Source organism: Paraburkholderia monticola (genome assembly GCF_001580545.1).
In the GTDB taxonomy this organism is placed as follows: Bacteria; Pseudomonadota; Gammaproteobacteria; order Burkholderiales; family Burkholderiaceae; genus Paraburkholderia; species Paraburkholderia monticola.
The window spans coordinates 1-16,769 of record NZ_LRBG01000003.1; the positions used below are offsets into that span (position 1 = coordinate 1).

15 protein-coding genes are annotated in these 16,769 nt (G+C 64.8%); 8 read left to right on the plus strand and 7 right to left on the minus strand.

The window, feature by feature from the left end; all coding sequences use genetic code 11:
* Positions 1 to 811: 811 nt before the first annotated feature.
* Positions 812 to 1,273, plus strand: coding sequence for a Rap1a/Tai family immunity protein (locus CI15_RS03375; protein ID WP_062124317.1), 462 nt, complete (start codon positions 812 to 814; stop codon positions 1,271 to 1,273).
* 78 nt (positions 1,274 to 1,351) lie between these two features.
* Here the strand turns inward: CI15_RS03375 and CI15_RS03380 are convergent, their stop codons facing one another.
* Positions 1,352 to 2,197, minus strand: coding sequence for an aldo/keto reductase (locus CI15_RS03380; protein WP_062124319.1), 846 nt, complete (start codon positions 2,195 to 2,197; stop codon positions 1,352 to 1,354).
* Positions 2,198 to 2,391: 194 nt separating this feature from the next.
* On the opposite strand from CI15_RS03380, the gene CI15_RS03385 reads away from it, so the two are divergent.
* Complete coding sequence (locus CI15_RS03385) at positions 2,392 to 3,138, plus strand: GntR family transcriptional regulator (protein WP_062124320.1); 747 nt, start codon at positions 2,392 to 2,394, stop codon at positions 3,136 to 3,138.
* Positions 3,139 to 3,204: 66 nt separating this feature from the next.
* Here CI15_RS03385 and CI15_RS03390 read toward each other — a convergent pair whose 3' ends face one another.
* Positions 3,205 to 4,602 (minus strand): CoA transferase, encoded by a 1,398-nt coding sequence (locus CI15_RS03390; protein WP_062124321.1) that lies wholly within the window; start codon positions 4,600 to 4,602, stop codon positions 3,205 to 3,207.
* A gap of 126 nt (positions 4,603 to 4,728) precedes the next feature.
* Between CI15_RS03390 and CI15_RS03395 the strand changes: the two genes are divergently transcribed.
* Complete coding sequence (locus CI15_RS03395) at positions 4,729 to 5,970, plus strand: citrate/2-methylcitrate synthase (RefSeq protein ID WP_062124322.1); 1,242 nt, start codon at positions 4,729 to 4,731, stop codon at positions 5,968 to 5,970.
* A gap of 69 nt (positions 5,971 to 6,039) precedes the next feature.
* Here CI15_RS03395 and CI15_RS03400 read toward each other — a convergent pair whose 3' ends face one another.
* Positions 6,040 to 6,345: a DUF2917 domain-containing protein gene (locus CI15_RS03400; RefSeq protein ID WP_062124324.1), complete on the minus strand. Its 306-nt coding sequence runs from the start codon at positions 6,343 to 6,345 to the stop codon at positions 6,040 to 6,042.
* A gap of 144 nt (positions 6,346 to 6,489) precedes the next feature.
* Here CI15_RS03400 and CI15_RS03405 point away from each other — a divergent pair, with 144 nt between their 5' ends.
* From CI15_RS03405 to CI15_RS03415, 3 genes are all read left to right on the plus strand, one after another.
* A complete protein-coding gene (locus tag CI15_RS03405; RefSeq protein WP_062124846.1) occupies positions 6,490 to 7,908 on the plus strand; it encodes an aminotransferase-like domain-containing protein in 1,419 nt (472 codons plus the stop codon).
* Between the two features lie 128 nt (positions 7,909 to 8,036).
* Complete coding sequence (gene mdtD / locus CI15_RS03410) at positions 8,037 to 9,497, plus strand: multidrug transporter subunit MdtD (RefSeq protein ID WP_062124325.1); 1,461 nt, start codon at positions 8,037 to 8,039, stop codon at positions 9,495 to 9,497.
* A gap of 335 nt (positions 9,498 to 9,832) precedes the next feature.
* On the plus strand, positions 9,833 to 11,107 hold the full coding sequence (locus CI15_RS03415; protein WP_062124848.1) for an EAL domain-containing protein: 1,275 nt from the start codon (positions 9,833 to 9,835) through the stop codon (positions 11,105 to 11,107).
* Here the strand turns inward: CI15_RS03415 and CI15_RS03420 are convergent.
* A complete protein-coding gene (locus tag CI15_RS03420) occupies positions 11,063 to 12,118 on the minus strand; it encodes a sigma-70 family RNA polymerase sigma factor (RefSeq protein WP_062124326.1) in 1,056 nt (351 codons plus the stop codon). The two genes, CI15_RS03415 and CI15_RS03420, sit on opposite strands and share 45 nt — an antisense overlap.
* A 260-nt stretch (positions 12,119 to 12,378) precedes the next feature.
* On the opposite strand from CI15_RS03420, the gene clpP reads away from it, so the two are divergent.
* Complete coding sequence (gene clpP / locus CI15_RS03425; protein WP_062124327.1) at positions 12,379 to 13,026, plus strand: ATP-dependent Clp endopeptidase proteolytic subunit ClpP; 648 nt, start codon at positions 12,379 to 12,381, stop codon at positions 13,024 to 13,026.
* Between the two features lie 152 nt (positions 13,027 to 13,178).
* Positions 13,179 to 14,690 (plus strand): NYN domain-containing protein, encoded by a 1,512-nt coding sequence (locus CI15_RS03430; RefSeq protein ID WP_062124328.1) that lies wholly within the window; start codon positions 13,179 to 13,181, stop codon positions 14,688 to 14,690.
* 30 nt (positions 14,691 to 14,720) lie between these two features.
* Here the strand turns inward: CI15_RS03430 and CI15_RS03435 are convergent, their stop codons facing one another.
* The 3 genes from CI15_RS03435 to sodB all read right to left on the minus strand — a co-directional run bounded on the left by CI15_RS03435 (position 14,721) and on the right by sodB (position 16,644).
* Positions 14,721 to 15,272: a glycine zipper family protein gene (locus tag CI15_RS03435; protein ID WP_062124330.1), complete on the minus strand. Its 552-nt coding sequence runs from the start codon at positions 15,270 to 15,272 to the stop codon at positions 14,721 to 14,723.
* 58 nt (positions 15,273 to 15,330) lie between these two features.
* Positions 15,331 to 15,678, minus strand: coding sequence for a hypothetical protein (locus CI15_RS36320; RefSeq protein WP_153041042.1), 348 nt, complete (start codon positions 15,676 to 15,678; stop codon positions 15,331 to 15,333).
* A 387-nt stretch (positions 15,679 to 16,065) separates the two neighbouring features.
* Positions 16,066 to 16,644: a superoxide dismutase [Fe] gene (sodB, locus tag CI15_RS03445; RefSeq protein ID WP_013090345.1), complete on the minus strand. Its 579-nt coding sequence runs from the start codon at positions 16,642 to 16,644 to the stop codon at positions 16,066 to 16,068.
* Between the last annotated feature and the right edge of the window lie 125 nt (positions 16,645 to 16,769).

Here is a 16,769-nt window from a genome sequence, read left to right on the forward strand (position 1 = left end):
GTGGAGGGAGGAGAGTAATAGCACGGATGATGCGTGGCGGAGTGCTGCGACAGTGGAGACGTAGGGGTAGAGTGATGCGGCGTTGAGGATGACTGGCTGCAAGTGTAGGGGTGTGGGGGGGCAGGGGTGGTGGGGGGTGGGTTGACAGCTGCAGCGGTGGGGTGGGGGGAGTGGTGGGCGGTCGTGGCGGTGGTGGGGGTGGTGGAGGGGGGGGGGCAGCGGGGGTGGGGGCGGAGGCGGTGGCGGCGGCGGTGGTGGCGGAAGCAGCGGCGGCAGCGGGAGCGGCGGCTGCGGTTGCGGAGGCTCCAGCGGCGGCCCTGGCGGTGGCTTTGGCGGCGGTTTCGGTGGTGCGAATGGCGGCGGTTTCGGTGGTGCGAATGGCGGTGGCTTCGGTGGTGGCTTCGGTGGCGGGTTCGGCGGAGGCTTTGGCGGAGGCTTCGGCGGCGGTCACGGAGGCAAGGGTGGCGGCAGCGGCGGCAGTGGCAACGGCGGCGGGAACGGGTACTAGGCGTCGCCCAATCCCCGGGTAGGGGGCCCCCGCGCCCTACCCGCCGACGAGATGTCCCGGCATACTGTCCGCTATCCGCTGGCAACGGCGGTGACGTCCCGATCCCCCGGTCGGGCGTCGCCGCCGGAGGCCGGTCGGAGCGGCCCGCCCGCCGTCGGCGCGCGCTGACGGCATGGCGCGGAGCCCGCGCGACCTGCGCCGGGAGCGGCGGGAACACAACCCCCATTGCATGCGAGTGTTATGGAACCAATCCGAGACGACCGCCTCATATCAGATTCATCGTTCGATATGAGGGCCCACAACATGCATCGAAACGTCCCCCCCGCCGCGACCCGCACGGCAGCCGCCGTGCTGATGGCTGCCGCCTTGGGCCTCGCATCGCTCGCCAATGCGCAAACGCCCGCGCAGCCGATGGCGAAAACCCTGTCGCAAGCTGCGCCCCCGGTCGACCCGACCTTCTCCGCGTATTCGCTCGTCCAGAGCTGCAAACAGCGCCACGACAACGTCGCTCAAGGGCAATGCGTCGGCGCGATCCGCGGCATCATCCACGGCTATCAGTACGGCGTGCTGTTCCTGGCGCAACGCGCGACCATGCCCGCCAACGAAATGCAGCGCGTCTCACTGTGCCTGCGCGACGTGCCGGTGTCGACGATCGTCGACGACTTCCTCGCCGATGCCGCCCAGGTCCCGGACGACGCGCTACAGCACACCCCCGCCGAAGTCGCCGTACTCGGCTCCGTGCATCAGCACCACGCCTGCACCTGAGCGTCGCGTCAGCGACGCCCGCCGTGCTCCAAGCCTCGCGCATCGCCGCTCCGCAATGGGCGGCGGTCGCGCCAGGGCTTACAACATCTCCAGCGCGCGCTTGCCGCGCGGCGGCTTGAAGTAGGCGTCGAGCGCGGCCAGTTCGCCGGCTTCCAGCACCATCTGCGACGTGCGATGGTTGTCCCGCACATGCTCGACGCGCGCCGCTTTCGGAATCGCGCACACATTGGACTTACCCAGCACCCACGCAAGCGCTACCTGAAACACCGAGACACCGCGCGCGTCGGCAATATCGTCGAGCGGCGAGCGTTTCGGCAGGCGCGCATGATCGACCGGGCTGTACGCCATCGCCGGCATGCCGCGCGCGGCGAGCCACGGCAACAGATCGAACTCCGGCCCGCGCCGCGCCACGTTGTACAGAATCTGATTGGTCGCGCACGCATCGCCGCCCGGCGTCGCGACGAGTTCTTCCATGTCGTCGGTATCGAAGTTGCTCACGCCCCAGTGACGAATCTTGCCCGCGGCGCGCAGCGCCTCGAAGCCGTCGACAGTTTCCGCAAGCGGCACCGAGCCGGGCCAGTGGAGCAGATACAGATCGAGCCGGTCGGTTTTCAGACGCTTCAGGCTTTGCTCGCACGCGGCGATCACGCCGCGCCGGCTGGCGTTGTGCGGATAGACCTTGCTGACCAGAAACACCTTGTCGCGCAAACCGGCGAGCGCTTCGCCGAGCAGCGACTCGGTCGCGCCATCGCCGTACATTTCGGCGGTATCGATCAGCGTCATGCCGAGTTCGATGCCGCAACGCAGCGCATCGATTTCCGCCGCCCGTTGCGCCCGTTGCTCGCCCATCTCCCACGTACCCTGCCCCAGTGCCGGAATGCGCTCGCCGCCCGGCAGGCTCACGCTTGCGATATCGCTCGTCATGCTGACTCCTCGAAGGTAGCTCGATCCAGATGCGATGCGAAGGCACGAGGCCTCATCCCGCAACGCATGCGACGAAAAACTAGCGACGAGTTTAGCGGCTCGGCGAGCTCCCGGCGGCGCGCCAGGCAAAAGCCCGCTATAACGGCACGCGCCGATGTTCTAAAATTGCCGCTTGCCCATCTTGCGTGAGCCCCATGACCTCTGCCTCGGAAGACCGCTGGCGCGACCTGCGCCCGGACCCGGAAAACGACACGCCGCTCTATCTGCAACTTGCCCGCAAGCTCGGCAGCGCGATCCATGAAAACCGCTGGAACGCCGGTGAAGCACTCCCTTCGGAACGCGTGCTGTCGGAGGCGCTCGGCGTATCGCGCATCACGTCGCGCAAGGCGATCGCGCTGCTCGTCGAGCAGGGTTTGATCCGCCGCACCCAGGGCGCGGGCAGTTTCATTACGCCGCGCTATGAAGATCCGCTGTCGCGCCTGTCGAGCTTCAGCGAAATGCTGCGGCGGCGCGGCTTCACGCCGAGTTCGAAGTGGCTGTCGCGCGAAATCTCGCCCGCCAATCGCGACGAGGTGATCCAGTTGGGCCTGTCGCCCGCCGCCGCGGTCACGCGGCTGCGGCGGCTGCGGCTCGCCGACGGCATCGTGATGGCGGTCGAGAACTCGACGTTTCCGGCCGCGGTGATTCCCGATCCGCAGGCAATCGGCGATTCGTTGTACACGTATCTGGAGAGTCGCGGACTGACGATCGTGCGCGCGTTGCAGCACTTCCGCGCGGTGAACGCGAGCGACGAAATCGCGCAGCAGATGAGCATCGCGCCGAACGAGGCGTTGCTGCTGATCACGCGCGTGGGTTATACGGCGGATCAGCGGGCGATCGAGTTGACCGATACGTATTGCCGCAACGACTACTACGACTTCGTCGCGGAGTTGAGGAAGTAGGCGGCGACACGGTGGGCGCTCGGGCGCGCCGTGGTCTCGAGCTGAACGCGCCGCCCGCTCCAACCTTCAAGTCCAGCGCGCTTCGTACGCGCCGAGTCGCGCCGGCGGCAGCGCATAAAACGCAGGCGTCTCATCCAGTTGCTCCGCGGGCTGCACGCCAAGCACGCGGCCGAATTCCGACTGCACGCTCGCGACGCAATCGCGCACATCCTCGAGCGACACCTCGGGCGCCCGCTGACCATCGTCGAGCAGCCCGAACGACTGCAACCAGCGCCCAGTCTGCGCGAGCGACACCTTCACATGCCAGCTACCGCCCTCGCGAGCCCGTCGCGCGAGCGCGACCATCGCACCGAACGCGGCCAGGTAGCCGGTCGCGTGATCGAGCGCCTGACACGGCAGATGGCGCGGCTCGACCGATCCCGCCGCCGCGCGCTCGGTCCACGCGATGCCGCTCGCCGACTGCACCAGACTATCGAAGCCGCGTCGCTGCGCCCACGGCCCCGTGTGCCCGTAAGCGCACACCGAGACATGGACGATGCCGGGCCGCAGCCGCGCGAGTTCGTCGGGCCCGAAGCCGCGCGCCGCCAGCGCGCCCGGACGATAGGCCTGCAGGAACACGTCGGCATCGCGCGCGAGGCCACGCAACGTGTCGCGGCCGGCCGCGTCGCGCAGATCGACGAGCGCCGAACGCTTGCCGCGGCCGTTGTCGATCACGAGCGGCGCGATGTTCGGCAGATGCGGCCCGTTGACACTCAACACGTCCGCGCCATGATGCGCGAGCGCGCGGCCAGCCACCGGTCCCGCGATGATCCGCGACAGATCCAGCACGCGCACGCCCGCGAGCGGGCGGTCGGCGTCAGTGTCACCAGAGCGCGGCGGCTCGACCGGCGCGTCGCCGATGCGCTCGATCTCGAACAGCGGCAAACGCGCGATCGCCTTGGCCTGCTCGAGCGCAGCCCATTCGTCGGGCGTGCGAATCAATGCGGCACACAGGCCCGCGTCCGCAAGCGTGCGATCGAGCGTCGCCCCCTCCCAGCCGCGAATCGCGGCCGCCACCGACTCGCGCCCGTTGTCGCAGCCGAGCACCTCGAGCACGCCCTTGAGGTGATGCGCAAAATTCGTGTGTAGCTGGATCCAGCGACCGTCGCCCGTTTCGTAGAAGCCGGTGACCGGATCGCGCAGCGTGGGCGGTGGCCCGTCGTCGATCCGCAGATAGCGTTCGCTGCGAAACGCCGCCAGCGCGCGACGCATCTGCACCGACACCTGTTGCCGGTGTCCACTACGCAAGCGCCAGTATTCGGCGGCGGCAAGGCCCGTCACGGCGATGGTTGCCGACGCTAGGCTGCCGACGCGGTAGACCGACGGCAAGCCGGGGTCCGTGCCGGCGAGCGACACGGCGTGCAGCGCAACCGGATCACAACCGGCAAGCGTCCAGATATGTTTGAGGGCGAGTTCGGGCGTCATGGCAGTGGGCGCGTGGGTCGCGCGGACAGGAAGCAGGTGCACCGAGTCTAAATAGGCGTGTCGCCCCGATCAATCTTGATTATGATAATCAATATATATTGATTTCTTCTGTTTCGACGCGCTTTCATGCCCACTCCGATTTACCTGACCGCCACCGAAGCGGCCGCGACGCTCGGCATCAGCTTGCCGACGCTGTATGCGTACGTGAGCCGCGGAATGCTGAGCTCGTCGCCGGATGCGCAAGGCAGGCATCGGCTCTACGATGCCGCCGAGGTGCGTCGTCTTGCGCGTCGCAAGGCGGACGGCAAGCGCGCGGGCAAGGTCGCGCAAAAGGTGCTCGACTGGGGCGTGCCGGTGCTCGAATCGTCGATCACGCTGGTCGCGGACCGTCGCCTGCTGTATCGCGGCCACGATGCGATCGAGCTCGCGCGCCATGCGTCACTCGAAGACGTCGCGGCCCTGCTGTGGGAATGCAGCCCGCGGCGCATCGCCGATGCGCCCGCCGTGCCGGTCGCCCCCGCGCAATGGGCCGCGTGGCTCAAGCTGTGGAGCGACAGCACGCCGCTCGATCGCGCGCTCGTGCTGCTGCCGGCCGCGGCCGCGCAAATGCCGCGCGTGTGGGCGCTCGGGCGCGATGCTCAACTCGACACCGCGTGCGCCGTGATGCGGCTGCTGGCCGCCGCGATGCTGCCGGCGGCGCCGTCGAACGAACCGCTGCATCGGCAGATCGCGACGGCCTGGCGGGTGCGTAGCCGGCCACAAAGCTTGCTGCTGCGCGCGGCACTGGTCGCGTGCGCGGATCACGAGCTGAACGCGTCGACATTCACGGTCCGCTGCATCACGTCGACGGGCACGCATCTGTTCGGCGCGGTCGCGGGCGGGCTCGCGGCACTCTCCGGGCCGCGTCACGGCGGCGAAACCGTACGCATCGCGGCCCTGCTCGACGAGGCGTCGCGCGCGCCCGACCTCGACCGCTATCTGGCGAACCGTCTCGCGCGCCACGAACACGGCGCGCCGGGGCCGGTGCTGTCGGGCTTCGGTCATCCGCTCTATCCGGACGGCGATCCGCGCGCGCGGCTGTTGCTGACGATGCTCGCCGACTGCGCGCCGGCCCGCTCACCGCTCAACGAGGTCCTCCAGCTCGCGCGAGCGGTGCGCGACACGACGGGCGCGGAGCCGACATTGGATTTCGGGCTTGCGGCGCTCGAGCGCGTGCTCGGCTTGCCGGCCGGGGCCGCGTTCACGCTGTTTGCGCTCGGGCGCGTGGTCGGATGGATCGCGCACGCGATGGAGCAGACGCGCGATGGCCGCTTGATCCGGCCGCGGGCGAGGTATATCGGGGAGTATCCGGCGGGCGGGGTTGAGTAGTGACCTCGTAGGTGCCTGCCCAAGGACTGAAAACCGTCTGAAAAGCGGCGGCCCGCCGTCCGCCCTGCTTCACACCGCGTGTGGTCGACGCAGCAGCCAAGCCGGCATCGGCCAGCCGAAGGGCAGCTTCGGCAACTTGCGCTCCGAGCCGCTCGCCAGCGCAAGACGCGCGCCCGCCTGCCCCGCGCTGACCCATGCCACCGAGCCACGCGCCAACCCGATCGACTCGCCCGCTGCGAGCCAATGATCCTCGTGCTCACCCTCGACGGTCAGCCAGACGTTGCCGCTGATCACCTTGAAAACCGACGGACGCTCGACCCGCCACGCCGTGACGGGCTCGTCATGTTCCAGCTCGAAAACTCGTACTTCTCGCATCGCCGCTCTCCTTGAAGGATTTTCTGTCGTACCGATTATTGACGTGCGATGATCGGAGACACATGCACAGTTCCGAACACTTTCATCGGAACTGTTCAGTCAAAAAACCGAACAGTTGGCGTGGTGGCGAAGGACGGCAAGCGTATGAAACTCGAAATCCAGCTCGATCGGGACAACGGCGTGCCGCTGACCGAGCAGATCGTCGCGGGCGTATCGGCGTGGATCCGTTCGCGCAATGCGCATCCTGGCTCGAAGCTGCCGTCGATCCGCCAATTCGCCGCCGACTTCGGCGTCAGCCGCTTTCCGGTGATCGAGGCGTACGACCGGCTGGTGTCGCTCGGCTATGTCGATTCGCGCCACGGTTCCGGCTTCTATGTCGCCGATCGTCAGCCGCCGGACATGCACTGCCAGGGCACCTCGGACCCGCGCCGCGCCGACGTCGAGTCGGACCATTTGCTGGAGCAATTCAACTATCCCGGCGAGACGCTGAAGCTCAGCACCGGCTTTATTCCCGTAGGGTGGCGCGACATCGATGGCATTGCCCAGGCGATCCGGCACGTGTCGCGAACCGATCCCGCCAGCATGGTCGAGTACGCGACGCCGCTCGGCAATCCTGTCTTGCGCGAGCAGTTGCGAACCCGCATTGGACAGTTGGGTATCCAGGCAGAGGCGTCGCAGATTCTGATCACCGACGGCGCAAGTCAGGCGTTCGATCTGCTCGTGCGCTACCTGCTCAAGCCCGGCGACACGATCTTCGTCGAGGACCCCGGTTACTACAACCTGTACGGCCTGCTGCGACTGCACGGCATGAAGCTGGTCGGCATCCCCCGCACCGGCAATGGACCCGATCTCGAGGTGATGCAGGCGCAACTGAAGCTGCACCGACCCAGACTGCTGCTCATCAACACCGTGTTCCACAATCCGACCGGCACGACGGTCGCACCGCAGGTCGCTTTCCGTCTGCTGCAACTGGCGCGCGAGCACGGCTTCCAGATTATCGAAGACGACATCTACGCGGATTTTCAGACCGACATCACCGATCGCCTCGCTACCCTCGACCAGCTCGAACAGGTGATCTACATCGGCGGATTGTCGAAGACGCTGTCGTCGTCGCTACGGATCGGCTGCGTGGTTGCGAACCACGCGATCATCAAGGATCTGGTCGACATCAAGATGTTGACGAGCATCGGCTGCTCGCGCTTTGCCGAAGCGGTGGCGGTGTCGATGCTGGAGCGCGGCGCATATCGCAAATATCTGGAACGACTGCGCCGGCAGATGCGTGGCGCGCTCGGCTCGACCGTCCAGACGCTCGAAGATGCCGGCTGGGAGATTTTCGAAGAGCCGGCGGGCGGTAAGTTCGTGTGGGCGCGCGTGCCCCATGTCGCAAACGCCGAGCGGCTGGTTGAATGCGGTGTGCCGCTCGGCGTGACAGTGCTGCCTGGACAACACTTCAGGCCGAATCGGGAGCCGAGCCCGTGGATCAGGATTCACGTGGCCTTTGGCAACGAGCCGCGGGCCCAGGCGTTCTTTCATGCGGCGGCGCAGTTGCCGCCCGATGCGTAAACACAGCCCGGAGCGCGACGGCGGCCGAGCATCGACACGATCGCAATACGCCCCCGCCGCTGCGCCGGGCCGCGCTTTTCCCTAGAATAGCGAGTCCCAGCCCGACCGAGCGCGCCTAGCCGCCTTCCATGTCCACGACGCCGACTCCGCCCGCCCTCGCTCCCGACATCCCCTCGGGTCCCTCGCCCCGCTCGCTGACCGTAATGCTGTGGCTGGTCGCCACCGGCTTCTTCATGCAGACGCTGGATTCGACGATCGTCAACACCGCGCTCCCCGCGATGGCGACAAGCCTCGGCGAGCTGCCGCTGCGCATGCAATCGGTGGTGATCGCCTACTCGCTGACGATGGCGGTCATGATCCCCGTGTCCGGCTGGCTCGCCGACAAACTCGGCACGCGGCGCGTGTTCTTCAGTGCGATTCTCGTGTTCGCGGTGGGCTCGTTGCTGTGCGCGAACGCGCATACGCTGAACCAGCTGGTGCTGTTCCGCATTCTGCAAGGCGTGGGCGGCGCGATGCTGCTGCCGGTTGGGCGGCTCGCGGTGCTGCGCACTTTCCCGGCGGAGCGCTATCTGCCGGCGTTGTCGTTCGTGGCGATTCCCGGTCTGATCGGACCGTTGATCGGACCGACGCTCGGCGGCTGGCTCGTCAAGATCGCGTCGTGGCACTGGATCTTTCTGATCAACGTGCCGGTCGGCATCGTGGGCTGCATCGCGACGTTTATCTTCATGCCGGACAGCCGCAACGAAAACACGGGCAAATTCGACCTTGGCGGCTACCTGCTGCTGGTGGTTGGCATGGTGGCGATTTCGTTCGCGCTCGATGGCCGTACAGAGTTCGGCGTTCAACATGCCACGGTGCTGGTGCTGCTGATTCTGAGCCTTGCGTGCTTCGTTGCTTATGGTCTGCACGCGGTGCGCGCGTCCGCACCGATCTTCCCGCTCGATCTCTTCAAGATCCACACTTTTAGCGTCGGATTGCTCGGCAATCTGTTCGCGCGGATCGGCAGCGGCTCGATGCCTTACCTGATTCCTCTGCTGCTGCAGGTGAGCCTCGGCTATAGCGCCTTCGAAGCCGGCCTGATGATGCTGCCCGTGGCGGCCGCGGGCATGGCGACGAAGCGTCTTGTGACGACACTGATCCTGAAGTACAGCTATCGACGCGTGCTGATGACGAACACGATTCTGGTCGGCCTGATGATGGCGAGTTTCGCGCTCACGAGCACGAATCAGCCGCTGTGGCTGCGACTCGTGCAACTGGCGATCTTCGGCGGCGTGAACTCGATGCAGTTCACCGCGATGAACACGCTGACGCTGAAGGACCTCGGCACCGGCGGCGCAAGCAGCGGCAATAGCCTGTTTTCGCTCGTGCAGATGCTTTCGATGAGTCTCGGCGTGACCGTGGCCGGTGCGCTGCTGGCGACCTTTACCGGCATCATGCAACGCGTGACGGCTGCCAATTCGTTGCCCGCGTTTCATGCGACGTTCCTGTGCGTCGGCATCATCACTGCATGCTCGTCGTGGATCTTTGCGCAGTTGTCGCCGGACATCCGCACGCCCGCGAAAAAGACCGATCCTTCGGAGCGGACCTGAAAGCCGCACACCTGGCTGCCGCACGAATGAGGGCGGCCGCTTCCGGCGTACCGGCGAACGGACTTCCGGCTAGGGGCCTGAGCGCGCGGCCCGCAGCACCCTCGAACAGCGCCGCCGACCCGCAACAGGGCGCGTCCCGCACCAGCGAAGTGCGTGTCATCAACCTTGTACCGCTGGGCATGCAGAATGGTGGCCTCAAAGCATCGCCGCTGGACGCTCGAGCTGTGTTCGTGCACGCGCATAGTTCTTGCTCGCCTATCCTGTAAACTCTTGATCTGCGCCTGCGAACTCCTGCCGAGTCCTGCAAGCGCCGCCATTTCCACACGACTGACATGATGAGCATGATCGAACTCGATCCTCCCGGTTTCCAGCCACCACGCCCGATGGCCGGCGACGAAGGCTCCCGGCGTACCGTTCTGTATGGCGGCTACACGGTTTTCAGCGTGTTTCAGCCGGTTTTCTCGGTCTCGCACCGGCGAGCGATCGGGTATCACGCATCGCTGCGCGCCCACGACGAGCATGAAAGGCAAGTGCCCTCGCACGAGGTCTTTACGCAGGCCGCGCGACGCGGCGACCTGCTTGAACTCGGACGGCTGGCCGAATCGCTGCACCTCGGGAACTTCAACGCGTTCGACAGCCACGACGAATGGCTCTTCCTCAGCCTGCATCCCGCCGCACTGATGGACACCAGCTACGGTGACGCGCTGCTTGCCAGCCTCAAAACGCTCGGCCTGCCGCCGCAACGCGTGGTGCTCGAAGTATCCGAACAGGCCGGAGGCGAGACCACGCGCTTTGCCGAAATCGTCGATTTGCTGCGCAAATCCGGTTTCCTGATTGCGCTCGACGGCTTTGGCGCAAAACACTCGAACATCGACCGCGTGTGGAATCTGCGGCCGGACATCGTCACGCTCGACCGCTGCATCCTCGCGCAAGCGAGTGAACACTCGCACATCGAGCGCGTGTTGCCGGGCCTCGTCTCCCTGTTGCACGAATCTGGGCAACTGGTGCTGATGGGCGGTCTGAGCACCGAGCGCGACGCACTGATTGCGCTTGAATGCAACGTGGATTTCGTCCAGGGCGCCTATTTCGCCGGCCCGAGCGTCGACCCCGTCAAGCCGCAAGTCGCAGCCGGCCTGATGGATGCGCTTTCCGCCGCGCTGCGTGAACGCGTTGCCGCGCGCGAGAAAGCCCAGTCCGCGCGGCTCGCACCGTATGTCACCGCGCTCGAGACAGCCGCCGCGCAAATGATTGCCGGAGAATCGATTGCGCAGGCCACCACCCCGTTGCTCGCGCTCGGCGAAACGGCGCGCTGCTTTGTGCTGGACGGCTCGGGCCGGCAGATCGGCGACAACGTGCTGCCGCCGGGCCGCACATCGCAACGTGCGAAGCGCTTTAGCCCGCTGCTGCATTCCGAAGGCGCGAGTTGGGAACGCCGCCCGTACTTCATCCAGGCAATGCGTCAACCGGGACGGGTACACCTGACGCCGCCGTATCTGTCGATCAACGAAGCGCACCTGTGCGTTACTGCGTCGATTGCCGCGCACACGTCGCATGGAACGCAGGTGCTATGCGTCGACATCAACTGGGAAGTCGCGGCTCACCGTAACTGATACCGCCGGATGTTTCTTGATCCGGGCAAGCAGTTCCTTGACCGCGTCACGACCCAGCATCTGATTAGCCGCCTGCAAATGCGCGGCGCTAGTCAGGATGCGCAACGAGACGATTCTCGCCGACAGGTCCGTCGCGCCATCCGTCACCACGTCGATCAATCCGACGATGTCGCCATCGCAGAACAACGCGATGCACACGGCCCCCTCCATCGACACCACCTCGGCGTGGCTCGCCTGCTGCGCGAGCGAGGTGATGGTGACAATCCACTCCGGAACTGACACCGGCTCGCAAGCGCACTGCGCTTCAGTCCTCGGCGTGGGTGCGTGCGCGCGAAGGGACGTGCCGACCGTGGAGAACGGCGTGGGCGCAGCGTGCAGAGGTACGTCGCTGATCAGTTGGGGCGCGTCGCTGAAAAGCTGCAGCAGGCCCACCCGGTCTTGCGCTTCGAGCGCGACACGCAAACGCTCGACGATTCGCCCATGTACCGCGGGATCGGGCCGCTCCAACGGCGCGCCCGCACGCCGCAGACGCTCCTTGGCCCGGTGAACGATTTGCCGGCAAGCGGCCGGTGTGCGTTCGAGAATCGAGGCAATTTCCGCATAGCCGCACTCGAACGCTTCATGCAGGACGAACGCCGCGCGCTCGTCCGGCTTCAGATGTTCGAGCAGCAGCATCACGCCATACGACATATCCGCCGCGCGCAATGCCAACTCCTCCGCCGATGGCGCAACCTCGTCGAGCCACGGCTCCGGTAGCCAGCCGCTAGCCTGCGACGCTCGCTCGCGCCGCGCGTGCCGCAAACGGTCGATCGCCGTGCGGGTGGTAAGCGTGGTGAGCCAGGCAACCGGTGTTTGCACCGCCTGAGTATCCGCCAGATGCCATTTGAGCCAGACGTCCTGCACCACGTCTTCGGCTTCCGCGCGACTGCCGAGCATCCGGTACGCGAGAGCCAGCAGACGGGCGCGCGCGGCCTCGAAACTGGATGCCTTGTCGATTCCCTGTTCCGTCATGCGTAGACCTCCCGATGGTGCGTGGTGAAAAAACGGCTTCGTACCGGTGACACGGCTCAAGCGCAAGCCACGGCCGGTATTCCTGAGCTTGACGCATGAGCAGCGAGTGATGTGACAGCGAGGCACAAAAAAATATTTGTCACACGGCCGGCCGCCAGTTCGTCAAATGAGCAACAACCCGCGCCTGTGATGCGGCTTGCGAACCGCGGCCGCATGCGCATCCCGGAATGCCCGTGCCGCCCATCCTGAACGAGGACCCTATGCCTTCCAGTTACCCATCTGTCTATGGCCTGGGCCTCGTGCCCACGGTCATCGAACAATCCGGCCGGGGCGAGCGCGCCTATGACATCTACTCCCGTCTGCTGCGCGAGCGCATCGTGTTTCTTGTCGGCCCCGTGAACGAGCAGTCGGCCAGTCTGATCGTCGCGCAATTGCTGTTTCTCGAGTCGGAGAACCCTGACAAGGATATTTCTTTTTACATCAACTCGCCTGGCGGCTCGGTGTACGACGGTCTTGCGATTTACGACACCATGCAGTTCATCAAGCCAGAGGTCTCGACCTTGTGTACGGGCTTTGCCGCGAGCATGGGGACCTTCCTGCTCACCGCGGGTCAACGTGGCAAACGGTATGCGTTACCCAATGCGCGCATCATGATTCACCAGCCGTCCGGCGGCGGTCAGGGCACCGCGGCGGACATCGAAATCCAGGCGAAGGAAGTGCTGCATTTGCGAGCGCGTCTCAATGCGATGATGGCGGAGCGCACCGGACGCAGCATCGAGGAAATCGCGCGCGATACCGACCGCGACAACTTCATGTCAGCGCTGGAAGCGAGGGAATATGGACTGATCGACGATGTGCTGGAAGCTCGCGCGACATGGAACAACACGGTTCGCCGCGATACCATGTAACGGCACTGACATGAAGCTGCTTTCTGGGTCGCCTGCCGCCACCTTCCACCTGACTATCGGTGCGAACGCACCACAAACGCTGCTCACCTTCGCTGGAATCGCTATCATGTCGCGAATCGTCGAGTTCGACGACCGCTTCAATGGAGATATACATGGCGTCATCCAACGAAAACGTCAGCATGGCGCTATTCTGCGACTTCGAAAATGTCGCGCTCGGCGTGCGCGACGCGAAGTACGACAAGTTCGACATCAAGCTGGTGCTCGAACGCCTGCTGCTGAAGGGCAGTATCGTCGTCAAGAAAGCGTATTGCGACTGGGATCGCTACAAGAGTTTCAAGGGGGCCATGCATGAGGCCAATTTCGAGTTGATCGAAATTCCCCATGTGCGCCAGTCGGGCAAGAATTCGGCCGACATCCGGCTCGTCGTCGATGCGCTCGACCTCTGCTACACGAAATCGCACGTCAATACGTTCGTGATCATCAGTGGTGATTCGGATTTCTCGCCGCTCGTGTCGAAGTTGCGCGAGAACGCCAAGCAGGTGATCGGCGTCGGTGTGCAGCAGTCCACCTCGGATCTGCTGATTGCGAATTGCGACGAGTTCTTCTTCTACGACGATCTCGTACGCGAAAGTCAGCGCTCAGTCGTGCGGCGCGAATCGTCGCGCCCTCAACAGAGCGCCCCGCAGGCCGCCAAACGTGCGCCGGACGAAGAGAAGGCCCCGCCCAAGGAAGATCTGGAGAAGCGCCGTAGCAAGGCCGTCGAGATTGCGGTGCAAACGTTCGACGCACTCGCTTCCGAACGCGGCGACAGCGGCAAGATCTGGGCGTCCGTGCTGAAGAACGCGATCAAGCGGCGCAAACCGGATTTCAACGAGACGTACTACGGTTTCCGCGCTTTCGGCAATCTGCTGGAAGAAGCGCAGGCGCGCGGGCTGCTCGAATTCGGCCGCGATGAGAAGTCAGGCGCGTACGTTTATCGAAGCAGCGGTGTGAACGTCGCGAGTGAAGCGACAGGTGAAATCGTCGGCGAAACCGTAGCTGAGTCGTCCGAGACGGGGTCGGCTGAGGAGTCGTACGAAACGCAGACTACGCAAGCGGGCGCTTCTGAATCGGGCAGCAAGCATAAGTCGCGACGCAAGGATCGGAGCAACCGCAAGGCGGCCCGTGGCCAGCAGGAAGCCGCCCACGACAGGCGCAAGCACCACGAAGCTGATGAAGAACCTGCGGTCACCACGCCGGCTTCCACCGAACCCGCCGAACAGATCCCGCTGCAGGAACCGCATGAGCAGGCGCCGCACTCACACGAGTTCGTCACTGAGCAGATCTCTGAAGAGTCCGAAGCGCGCTCTGTAACAGAGGAAGCGGATTCAACCGCTGAGCAGGTCCTTTTCGGCCCCGAAACCGGGCAGACCACCGACCACGCCCCACTCGCCCAGCGTCAAAGCGCCAAAAAGCGCGCATCGCGCAAAACGGCTGCGAAGAAAGTGAAGAAAAGCACGCCGCGCACGATCGATGAAGTACCCGAGATCGCTGCGCCGGCCGAGGCCCCTGCGCCGGCGGTCAGCCCGGAAGAAGCGCCCGTGGCCGCCAGGAAGGCTACCCGTAAGACGGCTTCTCGCAGCCGTCGTCCGAGCAAGGCGAGCTCAACGGACAACACGGAGTAAGCGAGCCGGTCGCCCCGCAGCCGTCACCGCTCAGTAAGCCGGATAGGGCGCATACATGACCGGCGGCGGCGGCGCGTAATAAGGACGCGGCGCGACATACACCGGTTGCGTCGAATAGTAAGGCTGCGGCTGAACGATCGTCTCGCCCTTCGAGGTCATGCACTGGGCGTAGGCGGTATCGTAGTGCGCCTGTAGGCCGGCGGCCGAATACTGTGCACCATTCGCGCCGTTCGCGCCGCCGATCAGCAGGCCACTGCCCGCGCCGATCGCCGCGCCCGCGCCGGCGTTGCCCGCCGCGGCACCGAACAGCGCGCCGATCGCTGCGCCGCCGAGCGTACCGAGCGCCGCACTGTTCACGCTATTCGTGGTGGCCGCCTGCGCCGCGCCGGTCCCATTCGTCGATTGATTTGCGTAATCACGGCACGCGTAGTCGTTCTGCTGAAACACGCTCAGCGGCTCGCCGCTACGCGGCATCGCGGCAATACTCGGGCCGCTTGGCGGCGCCACCGCGCAACCTCCCAACGCGAGTGCGATGATGGCGGCGGGAATCGCCAGGCCGATTGTTTTATTGCTGGAAATCATGGTCGTGCAGTTCGGAGGATTGGAATTCAAACGTTAGGCTAATCGCAAAATTCCGTGGTTACGGCTTCGTTACAGAAAGTTTTTGCGCTGCCGGCTTGCCTGTTGCCGACCGCGTGCGGACGCAGCGATCGGGTACGTTATATCGGGTAATGCTTGTAAATGAGCTGGCAATCAATTGTCGCAGAGTGCGCCCTACACTCGCGTCGAACATTCCCGCCGCCCAACCAATCGACCAGACGAAGGACGAATCGATGAACCGGCTCATTCCCGCCGCCGCAGCAGCTTGCGTCGCCTGTAGCGCGCCCGTGTTCGCGCAATCGACGCCGGCCACGCCGAGCGTCGTACTCCAGCAACCGGGCACGACGACCTTTCCGAGCGCCGCAATCGCGCAGAACTTCCAGTACATGAACCATCCGCCACCGGCGCCCACCCCCGCCAGTTCCCCGAAGTCGACGGGTGGCGGCCGGGGTCATCGGCATCGACAGATGTCGTCGAGTGCTGAGTCGGACGGTTAGACAACGGTCAAATCCGCTTCACAGCGCGACACCGTGGTTACCAACTGTGACAAACTTGTTTCAGAAGCGCGCAAGAAAGGCGCCCGCTGACGGTCAGCGAACGCAACACCCAATCCTCGCCTCCAAATCGCGTCGATAAAAAGAAAGCCCTCGCACAGGAGGGCTTTCGTGTTTTTGCCACCGTCATCGATCGCAACCGCGAGAACCGGCTCGGCTTATCCAAACCTCACGCCGGGTGACGATCTCAGACGGCAAGCGGCAAGCGGCAACCGGCAATCTCAAGCGAAGTTTTTCGCTGCGAAGTCCCAGTTGACGATGTTCCAGTACGCTTCGACGAACTTCGGACGCGCATTGCGATAGTCGATGTAGTAAGCGTGCTCCCACACGTCGATCGTGAGCAGTGCCTTTGCGTCGGTGGTGAGCGGCGTGGCGGCGTTGCTCGTCGACACCAGGTCGAGCGAACCATCAGCCTTCTTCACGAGCCATGCCCAGCCCGAGCCGAACGTGCCGACCGCGGTCTTTGCAAACTCTTCCTTGAACTTGTCGAACGAACCCCACTTCGCGTTGATCGCGTCGGCCAGCGCGCCGGTCGGAGCGCCGCCACCTTGCGGCGACAGGCTGTTCCAGAAGAACGTGTGATTCCATACCTGAGCGGAATTGTTGAAGATACCGCCCGACGACTTCTTGACGATCTCTTCCAGCGACAGGTTCTCGAACTCCGTGCCCTTGATCAGATTGTTCAGGTTGGTCACATAGGTCTGGTGATGCTTGCCATAGTGAAACTCGAGCGTCTCTTCCGACATGTGCGGAGCGAGCGCGTTTTTCGCGAACGGCAGCGGCGGGAGCGTATGTTCCATGGTGCTTTCCTTCTCTGTATCTGTTGTGGGGAGTCTGCGGATGACGCTATCGAGCACTCGATTGTAGGCGACTTGGAATAACCCCGCAAACCAACGGCCTTTATGTCCGGCATGGCAAAACCGCC

What these genes read in the sequence shown, in the direction of transcription:
- CI15_RS03375 (WP_062124317.1), top strand. Translation starts at nt 812, where the DNA reads ATGCATCGAAACGTCCCCCCCGCCGCGACCCGCACGGCAGCCGCCGTG.
- CI15_RS03380 (WP_062124319.1), bottom strand. Translation starts at nt 2,197, where the DNA reads ATGACGAGCGATATCGCAAGCGTGAGCCTGCCGGGCGGCGAGCGCATT.
- CI15_RS03385 (WP_062124320.1), top strand. Translation starts at nt 2,392, where the DNA reads ATGACCTCTGCCTCGGAAGACCGCTGGCGCGACCTGCGCCCGGACCCG.
- CI15_RS03390 (WP_062124321.1), bottom strand. Translation starts at nt 4,602, where the DNA reads ATGACGCCCGAACTCGCCCTCAAACATATCTGGACGCTTGCCGGTTGT.
- CI15_RS03395 (WP_062124322.1), top strand. Translation starts at nt 4,729, where the DNA reads ATGCCCACTCCGATTTACCTGACCGCCACCGAAGCGGCCGCGACGCTC.
- CI15_RS03400 (WP_062124324.1), bottom strand. Translation starts at nt 6,345, where the DNA reads ATGCGAGAAGTACGAGTTTTCGAGCTGGAACATGACGAGCCCGTCACG.
- CI15_RS03405 (WP_062124846.1), top strand. Translation starts at nt 6,490, where the DNA reads ATGAAACTCGAAATCCAGCTCGATCGGGACAACGGCGTGCCGCTGACC.
- mdtD (WP_062124325.1), top strand. Translation starts at nt 8,037, where the DNA reads ATGTCCACGACGCCGACTCCGCCCGCCCTCGCTCCCGACATCCCCTCG.
- CI15_RS03415 (WP_062124848.1), top strand. Translation starts at nt 9,833, where the DNA reads ATGAGCATGATCGAACTCGATCCTCCCGGTTTCCAGCCACCACGCCCG.
- CI15_RS03420 (WP_062124326.1), bottom strand. Translation starts at nt 12,118, where the DNA reads ATGACGGAACAGGGAATCGACAAGGCATCCAGTTTCGAGGCCGCGCGC.
- clpP (WP_062124327.1), top strand. Translation starts at nt 12,379, where the DNA reads ATGCCTTCCAGTTACCCATCTGTCTATGGCCTGGGCCTCGTGCCCACG.
- CI15_RS03430 (WP_062124328.1), top strand. Translation starts at nt 13,179, where the DNA reads ATGGCGTCATCCAACGAAAACGTCAGCATGGCGCTATTCTGCGACTTC.
- CI15_RS03435 (WP_062124330.1), bottom strand. Translation starts at nt 15,272, where the DNA reads ATGATTTCCAGCAATAAAACAATCGGCCTGGCGATTCCCGCCGCCATC.
- CI15_RS36320 (WP_153041042.1), bottom strand. Translation starts at nt 15,678, where the DNA reads ATGTACTGGAAGTTCTGCGCGATTGCGGCGCTCGGAAAGGTCGTCGTG.
- sodB (WP_013090345.1), bottom strand. Translation starts at nt 16,644, where the DNA reads ATGGAACATACGCTCCCGCCGCTGCCGTTCGCGAAAAACGCGCTCGCT.